This window comes from Vibrio scophthalmi LMG 19158, assembly GCF_000222585.1.
GTDB lineage: Bacteria > Pseudomonadota > Gammaproteobacteria > Enterobacterales > Vibrionaceae > Vibrio > Vibrio scophthalmi.
In genome coordinates this window covers 1-21,249 of sequence record NZ_AFWE01000087.1, presented here as the reverse complement: position 1 = coordinate 21,249, position 21,249 = coordinate 1, and the positions used below count along the sequence as shown (strand labels likewise).

Annotated in this window: 20 protein-coding genes and 1 pseudogene; 15 read left to right on the top strand and 6 right to left on the bottom strand. The window is 46.0% G+C overall.

What is annotated here, in order from left to right; translation table 11 throughout:
• Both RH88_RS08075 and RH88_RS08070 read right to left on the bottom strand, forming a co-directional pair.
• Positions 1-588, bottom strand: a pseudogene (locus RH88_RS08075) (hybrid sensor histidine kinase/response regulator); the annotation flags it as partial.
• 94 nt (positions 589-682) lie between these two features.
• On the bottom strand, positions 683-1,873 hold the full coding sequence (locus RH88_RS08070; RefSeq protein WP_005594848.1) for a 3-phenylpropionate MFS transporter: 1,191 nt from the start codon (positions 1,871-1,873) through the stop codon (positions 683-685).
• A gap of 207 nt (positions 1,874-2,080) precedes the next feature.
• Between RH88_RS08070 and RH88_RS08065 the strand changes: the two genes are divergently transcribed.
• From RH88_RS08065 to RH88_RS08020, 10 genes are all read left to right on the top strand, one after another.
• Complete coding sequence (locus RH88_RS08065; protein WP_005594846.1) at positions 2,081-3,907, top strand: DUF294 nucleotidyltransferase-like domain-containing protein; 1,827 nt, start codon at positions 2,081-2,083, stop codon at positions 3,905-3,907.
• A 10-nt stretch (positions 3,908-3,917) separates the two neighbouring features.
• Entirely contained in the window at positions 3,918-4,550 is a 633-nt protein-coding gene (locus RH88_RS08060) for a 3'-5' exonuclease (protein WP_005594845.1), read from the top strand.
• Between the two features lie 233 nt (positions 4,551-4,783).
• Positions 4,784-6,736, top strand: a complete 1,953-nt coding sequence (gene acs / locus RH88_RS08055; protein ID WP_005594843.1) for an acetate--CoA ligase — start codon at positions 4,784-4,786, stop codon at positions 6,734-6,736.
• A gap of 306 nt (positions 6,737-7,042) precedes the next feature.
• Positions 7,043-7,492, top strand: a complete 450-nt coding sequence (gene aroQ, locus RH88_RS08050; protein ID WP_005594842.1) for a type II 3-dehydroquinate dehydratase — start codon at positions 7,043-7,045, stop codon at positions 7,490-7,492.
• Positions 7,493-7,551: 59 nt separating this feature from the next.
• The gene (gene accB, locus RH88_RS08045; RefSeq protein WP_005594840.1) at positions 7,552-8,013 is read left to right on the top strand and encodes an acetyl-CoA carboxylase biotin carboxyl carrier protein; all 462 of its coding nucleotides are present in this window, start codon (positions 7,552-7,554) and stop codon (positions 8,011-8,013) included.
• Between the two features lie 14 nt (positions 8,014-8,027).
• On the top strand, positions 8,028-9,371 hold the full coding sequence (gene accC, locus RH88_RS08040) for an acetyl-CoA carboxylase biotin carboxylase subunit (protein ID WP_005594839.1): 1,344 nt from the start codon (positions 8,028-8,030) through the stop codon (positions 9,369-9,371).
• Between the two features lie 106 nt (positions 9,372-9,477).
• On the top strand, positions 9,478-10,365 hold the full coding sequence (prmA, locus tag RH88_RS08035; protein ID WP_005594837.1) for a 50S ribosomal protein L11 methyltransferase: 888 nt from the start codon (positions 9,478-9,480) through the stop codon (positions 10,363-10,365).
• A 139-nt stretch (positions 10,366-10,504) separates the two neighbouring features.
• On the top strand, positions 10,505-11,473 hold the full coding sequence (gene dusB, locus RH88_RS08030) for a tRNA dihydrouridine synthase DusB (protein ID WP_005594836.1): 969 nt from the start codon (positions 10,505-10,507) through the stop codon (positions 11,471-11,473).
• A 23-nt stretch (positions 11,474-11,496) separates the two neighbouring features.
• Positions 11,497-11,793 (top strand): DNA-binding transcriptional regulator Fis, encoded by a 297-nt coding sequence (fis, locus tag RH88_RS08025; protein ID WP_000462885.1) that lies wholly within the window; start codon positions 11,497-11,499, stop codon positions 11,791-11,793.
• Positions 11,794-12,038: 245 nt separating this feature from the next.
• Positions 12,039-13,028 (top strand): sensor domain-containing diguanylate cyclase, encoded by a 990-nt coding sequence (locus RH88_RS08020; protein WP_005594834.1) that lies wholly within the window; start codon positions 12,039-12,041, stop codon positions 13,026-13,028.
• Here the strand turns inward: RH88_RS08020 and zntR are convergent.
• Positions 13,025-13,465 carry a Zn(2+)-responsive transcriptional regulator gene (gene zntR, locus RH88_RS08015; protein WP_005594832.1) on the bottom strand — a complete coding sequence of 147 codons (441 nt, stop codon included), beginning with the start codon at positions 13,463-13,465 and terminating at the stop codon, positions 13,025-13,027. The genes RH88_RS08020 and zntR overlap by 4 nt on opposite strands.
• A gap of 258 nt (positions 13,466-13,723) precedes the next feature.
• On the opposite strand from zntR, the gene purH reads away from it, so the two are divergent.
• Positions 13,724-15,313, top strand: a complete 1,590-nt coding sequence (gene purH / locus RH88_RS08010; RefSeq protein ID WP_005594830.1) for a bifunctional phosphoribosylaminoimidazolecarboxamide formyltransferase/IMP cyclohydrolase — start codon at positions 13,724-13,726, stop codon at positions 15,311-15,313.
• Between the two features lie 125 nt (positions 15,314-15,438).
• A complete protein-coding gene (purD, locus tag RH88_RS08005) occupies positions 15,439-16,728 on the top strand; it encodes a phosphoribosylamine--glycine ligase (RefSeq protein WP_005594829.1) in 1,290 nt (429 codons plus the stop codon).
• Between the two features lie 62 nt (positions 16,729-16,790).
• On the opposite strand, the gene RH88_RS08000 is transcribed toward purD, so the two are convergent.
• The gene (locus RH88_RS08000; RefSeq protein WP_005594828.1) at positions 16,791-17,486 is read right to left on the bottom strand and encodes a DUF1481 domain-containing protein; all 696 of its coding nucleotides are present in this window, start codon (positions 17,484-17,486) and stop codon (positions 16,791-16,793) included.
• Positions 17,487-17,535: 49 nt separating this feature from the next.
• On the bottom strand, positions 17,536-17,808 hold the full coding sequence (gene hupA, locus RH88_RS07995) for a nucleoid-associated protein HU-alpha (RefSeq protein ID WP_005594827.1): 273 nt from the start codon (positions 17,806-17,808) through the stop codon (positions 17,536-17,538).
• A gap of 352 nt (positions 17,809-18,160) precedes the next feature.
• On the opposite strand from hupA, the gene RH88_RS07990 reads away from it, so the two are divergent.
• Positions 18,161-19,261 (top strand): CNNM domain-containing protein, encoded by a 1,101-nt coding sequence (locus tag RH88_RS07990; protein WP_005594826.1) that lies wholly within the window; start codon positions 18,161-18,163, stop codon positions 19,259-19,261.
• 58 nt (positions 19,262-19,319) lie between these two features.
• On the opposite strand, the gene RH88_RS07985 is transcribed toward RH88_RS07990, so the two are convergent.
• The gene (locus RH88_RS07985; protein ID WP_005594825.1) at positions 19,320-19,907 is read right to left on the bottom strand and encodes a YjaG family protein; all 588 of its coding nucleotides are present in this window, start codon (positions 19,905-19,907) and stop codon (positions 19,320-19,322) included.
• A gap of 71 nt (positions 19,908-19,978) precedes the next feature.
• Here RH88_RS07985 and RH88_RS07980 point away from each other — a divergent pair, with 71 nt between their 5' ends.
• Together RH88_RS07980 and RH88_RS07975 are read left to right on the top strand one after the other, a co-directional pair.
• Entirely contained in the window at positions 19,979-20,905 is a 927-nt protein-coding gene (locus RH88_RS07980) for a D-2-hydroxyacid dehydrogenase (protein WP_005594824.1), read from the top strand.
• Positions 20,905-21,249: uracil-DNA glycosylase family protein (locus tag RH88_RS07975; protein WP_005594823.1), on the top strand; the 345-nt coding region annotated here is incomplete at its 3' end. The genes RH88_RS07980 and RH88_RS07975, both read left to right, overlap by 1 nt.

Below are 21,249 nucleotides of genomic sequence, written 5' to 3'. Positions count from 1 at the left end.
CACTGATTCAAACGCAATCGCCATCATCATACCGCGATGGTGTTCGGTGTTATCGATATGGCGAGTACCAAACAGCATGGTAAAGACAGCTAAAGCGATCACCACAAACCATGACACATCAAAAATGCCCCACTGACCTTGCGATTGCAATTCAGGCGCAATCACTTCCAACCCCATGGTGATACCACGTAGCTGCAAAGCGATATAAGGTAAAATACCCACCACCGCAATTAAGGTTATCACGACAGCTAAGCCTTGCGACTTGCCATAGCGCGCCGCAATAAAATCAGCAATCGAGGTAATATGCTCACGTTTGGCGACCAAAATCAGCCGAGCGAGAACGCGCCAGCCAAAGGTAAACACCAGAATAGGCGCAAGATAGATTGGCAGGAAAGACCATGGGTTATTACTCGCTTGGCCCACCGTGCCGTAAAAAGTCCAAGAGGTGCAGTAGACGGCAATCGATAAGCTATAAATCCATGGTCGCCATTTGGCTAACCACTTATTTTGCTTATCGCCATACCAAGCAATTAAAAACAGTAACCCGAGATACATCAGTGATACGGGAATCACTAGCCATCCTTGCATGCGATATCCTTTATTTATAAAAAGCTTATAAAAAAACCTCTCCGAGGAGAGGTTCATTAAACAAAGTGTATGATTAAATATCAATCAGTTGAGGCTAATTCTGTGCTTCAGACTCCGCTTTCAATGCCTGACCGTCCTGGCTATTCAACTTGGTTGGCTCAAGTTTGACGAACAGCGCCACTACGCCCATGGCAGCCATTGCCCAGAAGACATTCGCCCCCCAGTTTTCATATCCCCAACCACTTAATGCGGTCATCAGCGCGATAAATGCCCCAAGAGGAATTGCATTGTAAAGTGCCTGTAACGCCACCATTTTACGTTCTTCTTGACCTTGTATGTATTGAATCGCTGCAATGTGCGCCATGGCAAATGTCACCCCATGTAACACCTGAATCGCAACCAAAGCGAGCAATACCGTTGTTGAAGCCGTTAAGCCCCAACGTACCGTCACACCAAGCGCCGCGACCACAAACAACATACGTAGTGACCAACCGGCAAACATGCGCTTACTCAACGCAAACACGGCAACTTCAGACGCAACCCCTAAGCTCCATAGATAACCAATGATCTCCTCTGAGTAGCCAGCCCCTTTCCAATAAATGGTACTAAAACTGTAATAGGCCGCATGGCTGCCTTGGATCAAAGCCACTAAAACTAAAAATTTCACCACTGCGCTATCACGCAGCAGTTCAGTCAATTTTGGTCGTTCTGCTTGTGACTCTGACATGGTGACTGGCATTGGGTTGGTCTTGCGCATTCCAAGTACCAAGGCGACAAAGATGCCTGCCAGCGCGGTATATAAGATCATATCGGTGCCATAACGAGCCACCAGCATACCCACAACGGTAGAGCCGGCGATAAACGCCAATGAACCCCAAAGACGAGTACGACCATAATCGAGCATTTTCAAACGCGAATAGTAGTTGGCCATCGCATCAGACAACGGAATAATCGGTCCAAGGCATGAATTGAATGCCACTGTGGCTAACGCCATTAACCAGAAATTTCCGCCAGTGAAAAAGTGAAAACCAACAAATAATAGAGCGGCGAAAGTCAACCAACGTAATGCTGGCATTAAGTGCTCAACTCTATGCAAACGCGGCGTGATCACCATATTCGCCACGCAACGAGTGGCAAAACCAATCCCGACTAGCAGGCCAATATCCGTAGGTGATACGCCTTGCTCTTCAAACCACAACGCCCAAAATGGCAAATAGACACCATAGGCAAAAAAGAAACCAATGAAATACTGGGATATCCAGCCATAAGGAGTGGGGGTAAACATGAAAACCTCAAAAATAACAATATGATCTGACACTATTATCTAATGAGCGTAGAGGAATAAAAAGGGAATATTATTTGCGCACTCTTTTCCGCATTGATGGCATTCAGAATAGGGCAAGCATGCAAGCGCTTCGACCAAAGTCGTCTGGTGAAAATAGCGAAATTTGTCACACTGAGAGTACAGTCTAGTGTGCTTGCAAGGTCTCTTATGCCCGAAAAACTCAACATGCAATCAGCCCCGTTTAATCGGCTCACGCCCGCTCAACAGCAAATATTGCGCAGCTCTTTGGATGTCGCCTATTTCCGTGCACGTGATACTATTTTGCACCACGGTAATGCTAGTGCTCATCTGCATATTTTGATCAAGGGCGCAGTTGAGGAGCAATCACCACACAATAACGAAATCTACGCTCACTACACCAACGACGATTTGTTTGACGTACGTTCGCTATTTGAAGGACAAAGTCGTCACAACTACATCGCTCTCGAAGATACCCTCTCTTATCTGCTACCCAAGCAGGTGTTTTTAGATCTCTATAATCAAAATGGTCAATTTGCGGCTTATTTCGATAATAATCTCGCCAAGCGACAAGCCTTACTTGATGCGGCACAACAACAGCAAAATTTAGCCGAATTCATTCTCACTAAAGTCGACAATGACATCTATCATCCTCCATTGATCTTAGCGCACGACCTTCCTCTGGATGACGTAACTAAAATTCTCAAAGACAATGCGCTTGATGCCGCACTGATCACCTTAGCAGCCGATGATCCTCGCCTGACAAATAGCACAAATAAAATGCCTTACGGCATCATTACGCGCACCAACATGCTGCACGCCGTGATGCTGGATCGTCAGCCTCTCGATACGCCAGTGGGCGAAGTGGCTACCTTTCCTGTCATGCACATTGATGAAGATGACTTTCTCTTCAATGCCATGATGAGCATGACGCGTAACCGTATGAAACGCTTAATGGTATGGGATGGCAAGAACCCCGTTGGCATGCTCGACATGACGCAAATACTCAGTGCTTTTTCAACCCATTCTCATGTCTTAACTCTCAGTATTGCGCGAGCGAGCAGTGTTGAAGAATTAGCGATCGCCTCTAATCGTCAACGTCAATTAGTGGATAGCTTACTCAGCAATGGCATTCGCACACGTTTCATTATGGAACTGATCTCGGCAGTCAATGAACAAATCATAGAGAAAGCCTTTGAACTGATTGTCCCTCCCGCCTTGCATGATCACTGCTGCTTGATCGTATTGGGCTCAGAAGGCCGAGGTGAACAGATTCTCAAAACCGACCAAGACAACGCCTTGATTCTTAAAGATGGCCTTGAGTGGCAACAGTGCAGTGCCATCATGAACAAGCTCACTCATACCCTTCAGCAACTAGGTTACCCTCTCTGCCCCGGCAATGTGATGGTCAATAACCCTGCATGGGTAAAAAGCCAAGCCGAATGGCAACAAACGATCTCCTGCTGGTCAAAAGCCTCCAGTCCAGAACAGGTAATGAAACTGGCGATCATGGCCGATGCACACGCTGTAGCCGGCAACCGTGAACTGCTGGTACCGATAAGTGAACACTTACATCAAATCATGTTTAATAACATGCTGACCTTACAAGAATTTACTCGTCCAGCCTTACAATTTTCATTGCCATTGACCTTGTTTGGTAACGTAAAAAGTGACAAGCAAGGGCTGGATGTAAAAAGTGGCGGTATCTTCCCAATCGTGCATGGTATTCGCACTCTAGCGCTTGAATATCACATCACCGCTAGCAACACTTTTGCCCGCATTGACGCTCTGGCAAAGAAAAATATTCTGGAACCCGATACTGCTGATAACCTCACCGAAGCACTCAGGCTGTTTTTTAAGCTGCGCCTTAACCAACAGTTAGATAATCAACATAGCCATAACCGCATTGACCTCAAACAGTTGGAAAGAAGTGAACGAGATTTGCTACGGCATAGCTTTCACGTGGTGAAGAAATTTAAACAATTTCTTGGCTATCATTATCAAATAAGAGATTAAGGAGAGTGCGATGAATTGGTTACAACGCCGCTATTGGCACTACAAGTTAAAAGGATCGCCTTTCCAGTCTTACTTTGGCCCCGTGGTAAAAGGTGAGTTTATCTCGCTGGATTGTGAAACCACCAGCCTCGACCCTAAACGGGCAGAACTGGTCACCATCGCGGCGACGAAGATCATCGATAATCGCATCATCACCAGCCAGCCGTTTGAAGTCCGTCTGCGCGCGCCCCAGTCACTCGATTCTGGTTCAGTACGCATTCACCGTATGCGGCATAAAGATCTCGAAGATGGCCTTGATGAAAAACAAGCGCTACTCAAGTTACTTGAATTTATCGGCAACCGGCCAGTGGTGGGCTATCACATTCGCTACGACAAAAAGATTCTTGATATTGCTTGTCGTAAACAGCTTGGTTTTCCATTGCCGAACCCATTAATTGAAGTGAGCCAGATCTATCACGACAAATTGGAGCAGCATTTACCTAATGCCTACTTCGACTTAAGTTTAGATGCGATCTGCAAGCATCTCGATCTTCCGCAGCAAAACAAGCATGACGCCTTACAAGACGCGATATCTGCGGCATTAGTGTTTGTGCGTTTAACCAAAGGAGATCTGCCAAGTCTAAGCTTTCCTTATCAGCAATAATCCACAGAATGCGGCCAACGCCGCATCTCATCCCTTAAATCTTACCACCCAAGCGGCTTCCTCATCCTAAAGTCTAATTGTAGAAATAGCCGCAGTGATTGAAAGTTATAGCATTGCTGTTTGTCAGGTATTTTTTGGTTCGCTGCCGCAAGCCTGACGAAATAGAGATGTAACCTTTGGCATCTACCCTACTAACACCAAAGGAAGCACAAAAATTCACAAGGAGAGAAGCAATGAGTGAAGCCCACATTTATCCGGTAAAAGAGAATATCAAAGCAACCACACATGCGGATAATGAGACCTACCTTGCCATGTACCAACAGTCTGTTTCTGATCCAGAAGGCTTTTGGGGTGAACACGGCAAAATAGTGGATTGGATTAAACCATTCACCCAAGTGAAAAGTACCTCTTTCGATACTGGCCACGTCGATATACGTTGGTTCGAAGATGGCACACTCAACGTTTCTGCCAACTGTATTGACCGTCACCTTGCCGAGCGCGGTGATGAGGTCGCGATTATCTGGGAAGGCGATGACCCTGCAGATGACAAAACACTGACTTTTAATCAGCTCCACAAAGAAGTGTGCCAATTTTCTAATGCGCTGAAAGAGCAAGGTGTACGTAAAGGCGATGTCGTTTGTCTCTACATGCCAATGGTGCCGGAAGCAGCCGTTGCCATGCTCGCCTGTACCCGTATTGGTGCTGTTCATACCGTCGTCTTCGGTGGTTTCTCACCAGAAGCACTCTCTGGCCGTATTATCGATTCAGATGCGAAAGTGGTCGTGACTGCCGATGAAGGCGTCCGTGGTGGCCGTGCTGTCCCATTGAAGAAAAATGTCGATGAAGCACTGACTAACCCAGAAGTAAAAACCATTTCTAAAGTGATCGTCTTCCAGCGTACTGGCGGTGATATTGATTGGCATGAACATCGTGATGTTTGGTGGCACGAAGCAACAGCGAACGTTTCAGAGCAATGTCCACCAGAAGAAATGAAAGCAGAAGACCCACTGTTTATTCTTTACACTTCAGGCTCAACTGGCAAACCTAAAGGTGTACTACACACCACCGGTGGCTACCTTGTTTACGCCACAATGACGTTTAAGTATGTGTTTGACTACCAAGAAGGCGAAACCTTCTGGTGTACGGCGGATGTAGGCTGGATTACTGGCCACACTTACCTTATTTATGGCCCGCTGGCTAACGGTGCTAAAACCATTCTCTTTGAAGGTGTGCCAAACTATCCAAAAACCAATCGCATGAGCGAAGTGGTTGATAAGCATCAGGTCAACATTCTTTACACCGCCCCAACCGCGATTCGTGCGCTGATGGCAAAAGGCACTGAAGCAGTTGATGGTACATCACGTTCAAGCCTTCGTATCATGGGTTCTGTTGGCGAGCCGATCAACCCAGAAGCATGGGAGTGGTACTACAAAACGATTGGTAACGAGAATTCACCGATCGTCGATACATGGTGGCAAACCGAAACGGGCGGCATTCTAATCGCACCACTACCGGGGGCAACCGATCTTAAGCCAGGTTCCGCTACGCTACCGTTCTTTGGTGTGCAACCGGCCCTAGTCGATAACATGGGCAACATCATTGAAGAGACCGCTGCAGAAGGTAACCTTGTCATTCTCGATTCATGGCCGGGCCAAATGCGCACCGTTTATGGCGACCATGAGCGCTTTGAGCAAACCTACTTCTCAACCTTTAAAGGTATGTACTTCACCAGTGATGGTGCGCGTCGTGACGAAGATGGTTATTACTGGATCACTGGCCGTGTTGATGACGTTCTTAACGTCTCCGGTCACCGTATGGGGACAGCAGAAGTGGAATCCGCACTCGTTGCGCACCATAAGATAGCTGAAGCCGCGATCGTCGGGATTCCACACGATATCAAAGGCCAAGCCATTTACGCTTACATCACACTGAATGATGGTGAATACCCATCAGCAGAATTGCACAAAGAAGTGAAGGATTGGGTACGTAAAGAGATTGGGCCGATTGCGACACCAGATGTACTGCATTGGACTGATTCACTGCCAAAAACACGTTCAGGCAAAATCATGCGACGTATTCTGCGTAAAATTGCCGCTGGCGATACCAGTAACTTAGGCGATACATCAACACTCGCCGATCCGGGTGTGGTTGATAAGCTGATTGCGGAAAAAGCGGAATTAGCTTAAACCCATAGCGTAATTCACCCTCTCAATACCAGAGCCGCCTCATTTGGCGGTTCTTTTTTTTTGCATTCATCCCATCAATGGCACTAAACCTTGTCGAGCAACAACGCGTTTATGTTACCTCTGTAGCACTTTCAAAAGAGCAACATCAGTGATTAGACCAGTAAATTGCTGCTAATTGCTGTGAATTAGCTATAATCTTTGACGATTTTTTAAAAATCTCGCGATTGCTACTGAAAAATCGTGATGATTTATCGTATATTTGGGAATATGTAAGTTCCACTCACGATAAAGGAAGATGTCAGCACAATGTCAGCAAAGTCACGAATTCTACTTCTGAATGGCCCAAACCTTAATCTTTTGGGTTTGCGCGAGCCCGGACACTATGGCTCACAGACACTTGAACAGATCGTTACGACCTTGGCTGAGCAGGCCAAGCAAGCCGATGTTGAATTTGAACATCTCCAAAGCAATCGTGAGTATGAGTTAATCGAAGCTATCCACGCCGCTTATAATAACGTGGATTTTATTTTGATTAACCCTGCGGCATTCACGCACACCAGCGTTGCGTTGCGCGACGCACTATTAGGTGTCGCGATCCCATTTATAGAAATACATTTGTCCAATGTGCACGCACGAGAACCATTCCGCCATCACTCCTACTTGTCTGATAAAGCACAAGGGGTCATTTGCGGTTTAGGCGCACAAGGCTATGAATTCGCTCTGTCGGCAGCAATCAAACACCTGCAGGCAAAGTAACCTAACACTCTGCGACCCTACTGGGTTGTCTTACTCACAAGATAAAGAGAAAGATAAAGATGGATATCCGTAAAATTAAGAAACTGATTGAACTAGTTGAAGAATCTGGCATTGCTGAACTAGAGATCTCTGAAGGTGAAGAATCGGTACGCATCAGTCGCCACGGCGCAGCACCTGTTCATGCCCCAATTCAATACGCAGCAGCACCTGCACCTGTTGCCGCTCCTGCGGTAGCGCCTGCAGCACCAGTTGCAGCGGCAGAAGTTGCAGCACCTGCAACTCCAGCGGGTCACCAAGTTCTTTCTCCAATGGTGGGTACATTCTACCGTTCACCAAGCCCTGAATCTAAATCATTCATCGAAGTCGGCCAAAGCGTTAACGCTGGCGACACGATCTGTATCGTTGAAGCGATGAAAATGATGAACCAAATCGAAGCAGACAAGTCTGGCGTTGTTACGGCAATCCTAGTTGAAGACGGCCAAACGGTTGAATTTGACCAGCCACTAGTTGTAATCGAATAATCGAGGCTGAAGCTATGCTAGATAAATTAGTCATCGCGAACCGAGGCGAGATCGCACTTCGCATCCTTCGCGCATGTAAAGAGCTCGGCATCAAAACGGTCGCAGTACACTCTACTGCTGACCGCGATCTTAAGCATGTCTTGCTAGCAGATGAATCTATCTGTATTGGCCCTGCACGCGGTATTGATAGCTACCTGAACATTCCTCGTATCATTTCAGCAGCTGAAGTGACGGGCGCGGTAGCCATCCACCCTGGTTACGGTTTCCTTTCAGAGAATGCTGACTTCGCAGAACAAGTAGAGCGCAGCGGCTTTATCTTTGTTGGCCCTAAAGCTGATACCATTCGCATGATGGGTGACAAAGTGTCAGCGATCAATGCGATGAAAAAAGCGGGCGTACCTTGTGTACCAGGTTCTGACGGTCCTCTAGACAACGATGAAGTGAAGAACAAAGCGCATGCCAAGCGCATTGGTTACCCAGTTATCATCAAAGCGTCTGGCGGCGGCGGCGGTCGTGGTATGCGTGTGGTTCGCAGCGAAGCGGAACTAACACAATCTATCGCTATGACGCGCGCAGAAGCAAAAGCAGCATTCAACAACGATGTGGTTTACATGGAGAAATTCCTAGAAAACCCTCGTCACGTAGAAGTTCAAGTGATTGCTGATGGCCAAGGCGGCGCAATCCACCTAGGTGAACGTGACTGTTCCATGCAGCGTCGTCACCAGAAAGTGGTTGAAGAAGCTCCAGCACCAGGCATCACTGAAGAAATGCGTAAGTACATCGGTGAACGCTGTACTCGTGCCTGTATTGAGATCGGTTACCGCGGTGCAGGTACTTTCGAATTCTTATATGAGAATGGCGAATTCTACTTCATCGAGATGAACACCCGTATCCAAGTAGAACACCCAGTAACTGAAATGGTGACTGGTGTTGATTTGATCAAAGAGCAGCTTCGTGTTGCCGCTGGCCAACCACTATCATTTACTCAAGATGATATTAAGATCCGTGGCCATGCAATCGAGTGTCGTATCAATGCGGAAGATCCGGTTCGTTTCCTACCTTCTCCAGGTAAGATTGAACGTTTCCATGCACCTGGCGGCATGGGCGTGCGTTGGGAATCTCACATTTACAGTGGTTACACAGTACCACCTCACTACGATTCAATGATTGGTAAACTGATCACGTATGGTGAGAACCGTGATGTAGCAATTGCACGAATGAAAAATGCCCTTGGCGAGATGATCGTTGAAGGCATCAAAACTAACGTGCCGCTACAGATCTCAATCATGAACGACGAAAACTTCCAACACGGTGGTGCTAACATTCACTACCTAGAGAAGAAGCTCGGCTTGCAATAATTCGTTCGCAGAATTGAGCAAAATGCCCACATTACGTGGGCATTTCTATTTCTGGCTGCTACACTCTGCGCCAATATTCGATCACCCACGTTAAGAGTACCGACTCATGCCTTGGATTCAAATCAAACTCAATGCGACCAAAGAAAACGCCGAAATGGTCAGCGACATGCTTATGGAAGAGACTGGCGCACTATCTGTTACCTTCTTAGATGCAAAAGATACGCCTATCTTTGAACCACTTCCTGGCGAAACTCGCTTATGGGGTGATATCGATATCCTCGCACTGTACGACGCCGAAGCGGATACCCAGTTTATCCTCAGCCAAATTAAAGCAAGTGGCATGCTTGCTGAAGGTTTTGCGCACAAAGTGGAGCAACTTGAAGATAAAGACTGGGAACGTGAATGGATGGATAACTTCCATCCAATGCAGTTTGGTGAGCGCCTGTGGATCTGCCCAAGCTGGCGTGATGTTCCGGATCCAGAAGCGGTGAACGTTCTACTTGATCCAGGCCTAGCATTTGGTACTGGCACCCACCCAACCACAGCGCTTTGCTTAGAGTGGCTTGAAAGTATCGATCTTGCAGGTAAAACCGTAATCGATTTCGGTTGTGGCTCTGGCATCCTAGCGATCGCAGCGATCAAACTGGGCGCAGAAAAAGTTATCGGGATCGACATTGATCCTCAAGCTCTTGTGGCGTCTAAAGACAACGCAGAGCGCAATGGTGTGGCTGAACAGCTGCATGTATACCTTCCTCAAGATCAACCTGAGAACATGATTGCTGACGTCGTTGTGGCTAATATTCTGGCAGCGCCACTACGTGAACTTTCACCAATCATTAAAGGTCTGGTTAAGCCAAACGGCTTGTTGGCAATGTCGGGTGTTTTAGACACTCAAGCAGAAGATGTCGCGAACTATTACCGTGACGAGCTTCACATCGATCCAATAAAAGCCCAAACAGAGTGGTGTCGCATCTCTGGTCGCAAGCAAGGCTAGACAAGGTTTTTAACCTTAATTGTTTGAATTTTATACGAATTAACAAAACAATTTGGTAATGCTCAAATAATAGTCTTTTCACGCAGTGAAAAAATGCGTAAAATGCGCGCCCTTGCTGGTACAGAACTGTGAAGACGTTTTGAAAATAGGTAATTATCAACTCAAGAACAAACTAATCGTCGCTCCAATGGCGGGTGTTACGGATAGACCGTTTCGTGAGTTGTGTCTCCGCTATGGTGCGGGAATGGCTGTCAGTGAAATGATGTCCTCTAATCCAAAGCTATGGAATACGGCCAAATCAAAACAGCGAATGGTACACGAAGGCGAATCGGGCATTCGATCGGTACAAATCGCAGGCTCTGATCCCCAGTTAATGGCTGAAGCAGCTCAATTCAGTGTTGAGAACGGTGCGCAAATCATCGATATCAATATGGGTTGCCCAGCAAAAAAAGTGAATAAGAAGCTAGCCGGCTCTGCACTGCTTCAACATCCAGAGATCATTAAAGATATTCTGAATGCCGTTGTGAGTGCGGTCGACGTTCCTGTGACGTTGAAAACCCGTACTGGCTGGGACACAGAGAATAAAAACTGTGTCTACATCGCTAAATTAGCCGAAGACTGCGGCATTCAAGCTCTTGCGCTGCATGGCAGAACAAAAGCGTGTATGTACAAAGGTGAGGCCGAATACGACAGCATCAAAGCGGTAAAACAAGCAATCTCTATCCCGGTTATCGCTAACGGTGACATCGATAGCCCAGAGAAAGCTAAATTTGTACTGGATTATACCGGTGCAGACGCTTTGATGATTGGACGCCCTGCCCAGGGTCGTCCGTGGATTTTTCAGGAAATCCAACACTATTTGGAAAACGGCACCGAGATGCCTGAGCTACCAATTTTGGAAGTGAAAGGTATTTTGCTTGGTCATGTGAATGCTCTACATGAGTTTTATGGAGAGTATTTAGGCCCTCGCATCGCTCGTAAGCATGTGGGTTGGTACCTGAAAGAGCATGAGCAAGCCGTCGAGTTTCGCCGTACCTTCAATGCCATTGATCTTGCGCAAGCGCAAATCGATGCATTAGAAGGTTATTTTGATAACGTTGCACCATAATTACGAGAAGAGCTAGACCGAATATGTTCGAACAAAATCTAACTTCAGAAGCATTAACAGTAACTACAGTAACTTCACAAGATCAAATCACGCAAAAGCCACTACGTGATTCTGTTAAAGCGTCTCTTAAAAACTATCTTGCTCAATTAAACGGCCAAGAAGTTACAGAACTATACGAATTAGTTCTAGCTGAAGTAGAACAGCCACTACTAGACACCATCATGCAGTACACTCGCGGTAACCAAACTCGCGCAGCAACTATGATGGGCATCAACCGCGGTACTCTTCGTAAGAAACTGAAAAAATACGGCATGAACTAATCTTCGATTAGTTTAGCGATTAAGAGGCCATGCTACTTGTTAGCGTGGCCTTTTCTTTATCTACTCTCCTGGATTTCAGAGAACCTCAAACACCGGTTCGTCATTCTCTTCTGCAAAAGATACTCCGATCGCAACTTGAACTATTTCTTTAAAAATAAAGATTTACATTCAATATCATCAAATTGCCTTATCACTGTTTTTGGTTACAATACGCAATTGCTTATTGAATTGAATAAAGGCCGATAATGGTTTCACATCGCGAGGAATGGTTGGATTTTTTACTAAATTCATTGCCTGATCACGTCTTTATTCTTGACCCAAACGGACGCTATATCGATAGCTATGGCGGTAGCCATTATGCTCCAGGGTTCGATGCCAAACGCTATATCGATCTCTGCCTCGACCAGATTTTTTCCGCAGCCAAAGCGGCGGAAATGCAAGGTTATATTGATCAAGTCATCCACCAGCAAAAAACGCTAGTGGTGCGCTATAACGTACAATTGCAAGACCATCTCTTACTCTCTATTGATGACATTCAAGATTTTGAGTTACCTGAAGAGAGTTGGTTTGAAGCGATTATCAATTACGTCCAGCCAAGCGCTCGTAACCACACTGCGCAAGTGATGTGGTCGGTACGCAATATCACGAAGGCACATCAACTAGAGAAAGAGCTTAAAAAGCTATCAGAAACTGATGAGTTAACTGGCGTACTCAACCGCCGCGCATTCATGCTAGAGCTAGAGCAAGACTTCCAGCAGCAAAGCGCGAACAATGCTCATCTAACCTGTCTGATGGTCGACATTGATCACTTTAAAGATATCAATGATATGGTCGGTCACCTTTCTGGGGATCTTGTCATCACTCAGGTTGCGACGATTTGCAAAAACGTCATTCGTGGTAGTGATTATATTGGTCGTTTAGGCGGGGAAGAGTTTGGTATCATTTTGTCTCATACCAACGCGATTCAAGCATTCGACATTGCAGAACGTATCCGTCTATCGATCAATAGCACGCCATGCCATGTCGATGGCCATGAGATCTATCCGACGGTCAGCATTGGTATTGCCGAACTTAATAGTGACAGTCAATCCGTCAAAGCACTGCTCGTTGAAGCAGACAAAGCAATGTACTACTCCAAGCGTACTGGTCGCGATCAGGTCACCATCTACCACCCTAACCTACCGGATCTAAAAACGAACTCCACGTCCAAAGCTCGCATCTTAAAAGCGTCTTAGGCCTCTTTATGCTCCTTTTGGCAGCAATGTGACTCTTCGCTCGCGAGAGCACCTAAAATAGAGCAGTGACTGGCGTTATCATCAATATGGCCACAGCAGGCATCGTTGATCTTTTTCAATGCACTGCGGATACGCTTTAACTCCGCAATCTTTTGATCAATCACGTCTAATTTAGCGGTCGTGATCGCTTTAACTTCTGCACAACTATGTTCTGTTGCTTCAAGTTTGATTTCCAACAGCTCTTTAATTTCATCTAGGCTCAAACCCAGCTCTTTGGCTTTCAGAATAAAGGTCACTTGTTTTTGGTTTTCTTCGTTATACAAGCGGTAACCAGAATCACTGCGGCCGGCTGGTTTAATCAAACTATTTTTCTCATAAAAACGCAGCGTATCTGCACTAACACCACAACGTTTTGCTAATTCACCGATCTGAAACATAACTTCCCTTATTAACGTTCTAATTACTTTTATGGCTAAAGATGCTGGATTTTACAATTATTTTTGAGATGCCAAACGATTGCGCAAGCTTTTTTGTAATAAATTAGTTAGAATGTGCGCCATCAAATTCGGAGTCTACATTCGCTCTCGATATGGAAAAGGTCTTTACCAAAGCTGGCCAATATTTTACTCAAAGGTAAAAACAAGTTCATCTTTGGCAAACATCTTTTAATTCGTGAATTTGAGGAAAATGGAAGTATGACTAACCGTCCTATTCGCCGCGCGCTGATCAGCGTATCAGACAAAACAGGTATTGTTGAGTTTGCACAAGCTCTTGCTGAGCGTGGTGTCGATATTCTCTCAACTGGTGGTACTGCTCGCCTATTGGCTGAGCAAGGCATTTCAGTAACTGAAGTTTCTGATTACACTGGATTCCCAGAAATGATGGATGGTCGTGTTAAGACTTTACATCCAAAAGTTCACGGTGGTGTACTTGGTCGTCGTGGTCAAGATGATGACATCATGGCACAACATGGCATCAACCCAATCGATATGGTTGTGGTTAACCTTTACCCATTTGCTGAAACCGTAGCAAAGGAAGGCTGTACGCTAGCTGACGCCGTTGAGAACATCGATATCGGCGGCCCAACAATGGTTCGCTCGGCAGCCAAAAACCACAAAGATGTCACGATTGTGGTTAACGCGAAAGATTACTCACGCGTTATCGCTGAAATGGACAGCAACGAAGCATCACTTACGCTAGAGACTCGCTTTGATCTTGCCATTGCCGCCTTTGAACACACGGCCGCTTATGATGGCATGATTGCCAACTACTTCGGCACCATGGTGCCATCCTATGGAGAGAACAAAGAAGGCGATAGCGAATCTAAGTTCCCTCGCACTTTCAATCAGCAGTTCGAAAAGAAACAAGACATGCGCTACGGTGAAAATAGCCACCAAGCCGCTGCTTTTTATGTTGAAGCTAACCCTCAAGAAGCCTCCGTTTCGACTGCTCGCCAAATTCAAGGTAAAGCCCTTTCTTACAACAACATCGCCGATACAGATGCGGCACTGGAATGTGTTAAAGAGTTCGAGCAACCCGCTTGTGTGATCGTTAAGCATGCTAACCCATGTGGTGTTGCTCTAGGTAAGGACATCCTAGAAGCTTATGACCGCGCATTCAAAACCGACCCGACCTCGGCATTTGGCGGCATCATCGCATTCAACCGCGAATTAGACGCAGCAACCGCAACGGCGATCACTGAGCGTCAATTTGTTGAAGTCATCATCGCACCTTCTGTTTCTGCCGAAGCGGTCGAAATCGTTGCTGCGAAGAAAAACCTACGTCTACTTGAGTGTGGCGAATGGACAACGAAGACCACAGGCTTTGACGTGAAACGCGTTAACGGTGGCTTACTCGTTCAAGACCGCGACCAAGGCATGGTGACTGAAGATGACCTGAAAGTGGTTTCTAAGCGTCAACCAACAGCAGAAGAGCTCAATGACGCACTATTCTGCTGGAAAGTAGCCAAGTACGTTAAATCAAACGCGATTGTTTACTCAAAAGGCGATATGACCATCGGTGTTGGTGCAGGCCAAATGAGCCGTGTTTACTCGGCGAAAATTGCCGGTATCAAAGCAGCAGACGAAGGTCTACAGGTAGAGGGTTGTGTAATGGCATCTGATGCCTTCTTCCCATTCCGTGATGGCATCGACGCAGCAGCAGAAGCCGGCATTAAGTGTGTTATCCAACCGGGTGGTTCAATGCGTGATGATGAAGTGATTGCGGCTGCGGATGAACATGGCATGGCGATGATCTTTACTGGTATGCGTCACTTCCGCCACTAATGGTTCAAAACCGTCATTCCGTATAGCGAGGAACGAGCGTAGTACGGAATCTCTAGGTTTAACAGATTCCCGACCGTTTCGTTCCTCAACGTCGGGAATGACGAATTTTGATTGAAGGATTTAAAATGAATGTATTGATTATTGGTGCTGGCGGTCGTGAACATGCGCTGGGTTGGAAAGTGGCACAAAACCCAAATGTAGACACCATCTTCATCGCACCCGGTAATGCGGGCACGGCACTTGAGCCTAAGTTGGAAAACGTCAACATTGATGTGGAAGACATCGCCGGCCTTGTCGCATTCGCGCAAGAAAAGTCGATTGAACTTACGATTGTTGGCCCAGAAGCTCCGCTGGTTATTGGCGTAGTAGATGCGTTCCAAGCAGTGGGTCTGCCAATCTTTGGGCCATCTCAAGCCGCAGCGCAGCTTGAAGGTTCTAAAGCATTTACCAAAGACTTCTTAGCTCGTCATGACATTCCAACCGGTTCATATGCAAACTTCACTGAAATTGAGCCCGCACTCGCTTACGTTCGTCAACAAGGTGCACCGATCGTTGTTAAAGCCGATGGCTTAGCTGCAGGTAAAGGCGTCATTGTGGCAATGACACTCACTGAAGCAGAAGAAGCGATTAAAGATATGCTCGCTGGCAATGCTTTTGGTGAGGCAGGTAGCCGTGTGGTTATCGAAGAGTTTTTAGAGGGTGAAGAAGCCAGCTTTATCGTCATGGTGGATGGTGAAAACGTTCTACCAATGGCAACCAGCCAAGATCACAAACGTGTCGGTGATAAAGATACAGGTCCAAACACGGGTGGTATGGGTGCCTATTCTCCAGCTCCAGTCGTCACACAAGACATTCACGATCGCATTATGCAGGAAGTCATCTACCCTACGGTACGTGGCATGGCAGCTGAAGGTAACCCATACACTGGCTTCCTATATGCAGGCTTGATGATCGATAGCACTGGTACACCAAAAGTGATCGAATACAACTGCCGTTTCGGTGATCCAGAGACACAACCGATCATGATGCGTATGCAATCTGATATGGTGGAGCTATGTCTTGCTGCCATCGATAAAAAACTCGATCAAGTAGAATCAAAATGGGATCCGCGCGCATCTATCGGTATTGTTTTAGCGGCCGGTGGTTATCCAGCAGCTTATGGCAAAGGTGATGTCATTTCGGGACTTCCACAACTCGAAGTAGAAGGCGAAAAAGTCTTCCATGCTGGCACTGCCAATCGTGATGGAGAGATCGTCACCAATGGTGGCCGTGTGCTTTGTGCGACAGCACTTGGCAATAGCGTCTCAGAAGCGCAGCAACGCGCCTATGAGCTGGCAAAGCAAGTAAGTTGGAATGGTGTATTCTTCCGTAGTGATATCGGTTATAGAGCGATTGAGCGCGAAAACAAAGCTTAATAGACTCGATTTTGACCAGAGAATACAGGAAAAAACAAAAGGCGCTGAACTCAGCGCCTTTTTTAATTTTGTAACAGCTGCGGCCTTTCAACACACGACTGGTTATCATTGGTGAGCATCAATAACTGCTCAACCAATAAAGTGTCACCTTTTCGTTCACCGACAAACGCGACATAACTGTCAATATCCGCTAATCGACTAACAACAAAATTTGGCAAGGTTTGATTAAATTCAAGTGAAGCAAAACTCTGTCCAGCGCAGGTTTCAAATTCACTGCCATCCCAGTACCCCTGGAACAATCGTGTACCGGCTTTATTTTGTCGTTTGGTCTGCTCAGCAACATTAATGGCTTCGGCTTTCACCTGTTCAAGCATCTCGCTATTCATAGGGAGTACTTTGCCACCGAGTCGATACTGCTGATAAACCGCATCCCCTTCCCGGTTAAAGCGCACATGAATACTGTATTTAACCAAACCAGCGTTATTTTTTAATTGTTCACCTTCACGAATCAACTCTCGAACATTGCCGTCTTCCCAGCGGTAATTACTTTGATACCAGCCATAGTCACCAGCAACAACATAGTCCGCAGCACTGATAGGCATAGCAAGACGTTCGGTGAACCAATATAAGCTGGTTGCATCACCCATGTTTTGTCCACCAGAATGCTGAAGCGTGCTTTCTAAACTTGTGTTGGTAACGGCTGAAGAGCAGCCAAAGAGGAAAGAGGTGATTAGTGAAGATAAAAGGATTTTTTTCATAAGGAGAGTATACGCCAAGATAAGGTAAGTTACCTTGGCGTAAATTATATTATTTCACTGCGTCTTTCAGTGCTTTACCAGCAACGAAAGCAGGAACATTTGCAGCAGAGATTTGGATCTCAGCACCCGTTTTAGGGTTGCGGCCAGTGCGCGCTGCGCGGTGGTTCACTTTGAACGTACCAAAACCAATTAGTTGAACTTGGTCACCCTCTTTAAGTGCACCAGTCACACCTTCAAGAGTAGCTTCAAGAGCAGCTTTAGCTTGAGCTTTAGATAAGTCTGCTTTCTCTGCGATAAAGTCGATTAATTGGGTCTTGTTCATTAGGTTTCCCTTCTCATGTGTTATCGAATTCGACTCACTCTAAAACATAAATGCCCCATCTGGCAAAGGTTTGTAAGCATTCTTTGGCTTCTATGACGTACTTTTAACCATAATATGAGTAATAACTCACAATTTGTTGCTACCTGAGTCATAATGAAGACTTGTTTTTCAACCAATTTAACCTTATTTATAAAACGCTCAAGCGACGTAAAGCCTGATATTGCGGGGCTTAGAGCGAATATAAAATACACACACCAATAATGCCCAGGCATAGAGAAAATCGCACTAATAGAACACAGTGATGATTTTTTCAGCAAAGTTAGGTTGTGGTAAAAACTTACATAGGAACAATATGTTGCTGCTAACTATATACGTCTCTGTTGCCATTGGCGTATCTTTTGTCTGTTCGGTTCTTGAAGCGGTCCTACTTAGTATTACTCCGAGCTATTTAGCTCAGATGCGTCAACAGGGCCATCCGGCAGAAGAAAGACTGTCAGCGTTAAAAAAGGACATTGACCGTCCTTTAGCCTCAATCTTGACGTTAAATACCATCGCTCACACCATTGGTGCGGCAACAGCTGGTGCGCAAGCTGCTGTAGTATTTGGTAGTGAATGGCTCGGCGTTTTCTCTGCAGTGCTAACGCTCGGTATCTTGGTTCTGTCTGAAATTGTACCTAAAACTATTGGTGCGACATACTGGCGCCAACTCGCACCTTACGCGGCAAATGTTCTACGCTGGATGGTTTGGAGTTTAACGCCATTTGTTTGGTTCTCTGAGCAAATCACCAAACGCCTTGCTCGTGGTCATGTTGCGCCAAAAATGCGTGATGAACTTTCTGCGATGGCGCTATTGGCGCGTGAAAGTGGTGAGTTCGCCGAGGGTGAATCAAAGATCCTAAGCAATTTATTAGGTATCCAAGATGTGCCGGTAACTCAAGTTATGACGCCACGACCTGTCGTTTTCCGTGTGGATGCAGAGCTAACAGTTAAAGAGTTCCTTACAGAACACCGTGACACACCATTTTCACGTCCGTTAGTTTATAGCCAAGCGAACGACAATATTGTTGGCTTTGTACACCGCCTAGAGCTATACAAGCTGAAATTGGCGGGCTCTGGTGACAAACAACTTGGTGCTGTTATGCGTCCTGTTCACGTGATCCTTAATAACATGTCGCTACCAAAAGCTTTTGACCAGATGCTATCCAAGCGACTACAGCTTGCGCTTGTGGTCGATGAATACGGCACAGTTCAAGGTCTATTAACACTAGAAGATATCTTTGAACACCTTATTGGTGAAGAGATTGTTGATGAAGCAGACAGCACTACAGACATGCAAGAACTGGCATTTGAGCGCTGGGAAAAGTGGAAAAAACAACATGGTGTAATCGAAAGCCGTGATGACGACGATGAAGACACGAGAGTTGACTCAGAGTCTGCAGATAAAGATAAATAAGACAAAAGGGAGCTGAGGCTCCCTTTTTTAATTTCAGTATGACGTGCTGAAGTGTGGCTTATAGAGTGACGCCAATATTACTCTCGCCTTCTTCTTTCAATTCCGCGCGAAGATCTTTAATCAAATCAATATCGCGTTCTTCGGCTTCTTTTAGTGGTCGAAAGATCGCCCACTGCACATCCCATTCAGCACAAACCGCTTCGTTCTCTTTCTGGTTTTCATTGCTGATCTCAATCTCTAACTGCGCCTCTTCAAGTTGAGCGACAGTCATCACCGATTGTTGACTCACTTTTTGCATGCTTTCAAAAAGATCGTCACGATCCAACAATCCGTGTAGCAATGTTGAAAGGGCAACACAGGCATCAATCGCTGGGTAAACACCGTAAAAGTCAAAATCTTCAGAACTAGGGATGATCTCTTCTAATTTCTCAAGCTGACGTTCAAAGTTAACTTTTGCTGTCTTAACCGTAAGCTGTTCCCAAATGCTATCGAGAATATCGCGATAAGTACGTGCAGGAGCAAACTGAGTGCTTTCGCAGAACATGGCATAATTCGGATACATGCGTTCACATAAGCACGCCATGAAGGTAATCTGTTTCCAAGGTTCTAGCTTCTCAAGACGAAGCTGAAGCGGGTTCTGTAGCATAATGGCTCATTGATTGAAGAAAAAGACAGCGGCAGTTTACTTGATAACCAGCAGGGAAAAAAGCAAAGCCTATGGACAATTTAACAAAAAAGCTCTACATCCTCACTGATGCTGACCAAATCTACCAAGAGTTAATTGAGAAGTTAGCACTCCCTAACCTCATTATAACTAACCAGCGCAATGAAGCGGATATCTTACTTGCCGCTCCTCCGAGACTAGCAACCCAGCTTGATGATTTTACAAATATGACATGGGTACAATCCACCTATTCGGGTGTCGATGCTCTTATCAACCATAGGCTACGCCAAGACTACTTGCTGACGAATGTGAAAGGGATCTTCGGTCAACAGATTGCAGAGTACGTCTTAGGTTTCACCATTGAGCACTACCGTCACTTTAAGCAATACCAGCAACAACAGACAGACAAGCAGTGGCGACCCGCTCAATATCAGTGCCTTAATAGTAAAACGTTAGCCATTGTCGGTACGGGTCAAATAGGTACGCATTTAGCCCAAGTTGCTAAAGCCTTTGCTATGCGTACTATAGGTATCAATACCAGCGGTATTCCAAAGCCTGGGGCGCTATTTGATGAAACATATCATGTTGATGAACTCGCTTCTGCGATCGCTCAATCCGATATCGTCGTGAATACCCTACCTGATACAGCAAGAACACGGGGACTATTCAACCAAGCAGCCTTTGCGAAGGCTAAAAATATCTTACTCTTTAATGTTGGACGCGGTAGCAGCATCGATCAAACTGCGCTGCTCGACGCACTCAACCATGACAAAATTGAACATGCCTTTCTCGATGTATTTGAGCAAGAACCACTCAGTGCGGAACATCCTTATTGGAGTCATCCGAAGATAACGATAACCCCTCATATCGCCGCCCTAAGCTTCCCAGAACAAGTCGTCGACATTTTCACTCAACACTATATCAACTGGGAACAAGGCTATACGTTGCACGACTGCATTGATTTTAGTAAAGGTTATTGATGCTAGAAGATCTACTAACAATAATCCGTCAATGTCGACAGTGCGAGCCGGAATTAGCACTTGGAGCGAACCCGATCATTCAAGCGCATCAAGATGCGCAAATTCTGATCATTGGCCAAGCTCCTGGTACGCGAGTGCATCATAGTTCGATACCTTGGAATGATCCGAGTGGAGACCGACTTCGCACATGGCTAGCAATCGATAAAGAGACATTTTACGATGCACGTAAGGTTGCCATAATGCCAATGGGACTCTGTTATCCAGGAAAAGGTTCCAGTGGGGATTTACCACCAAGAAAAGAATGCGCTCCTTTGTGGCACCAATCAGTATTAGAGTTATACCAA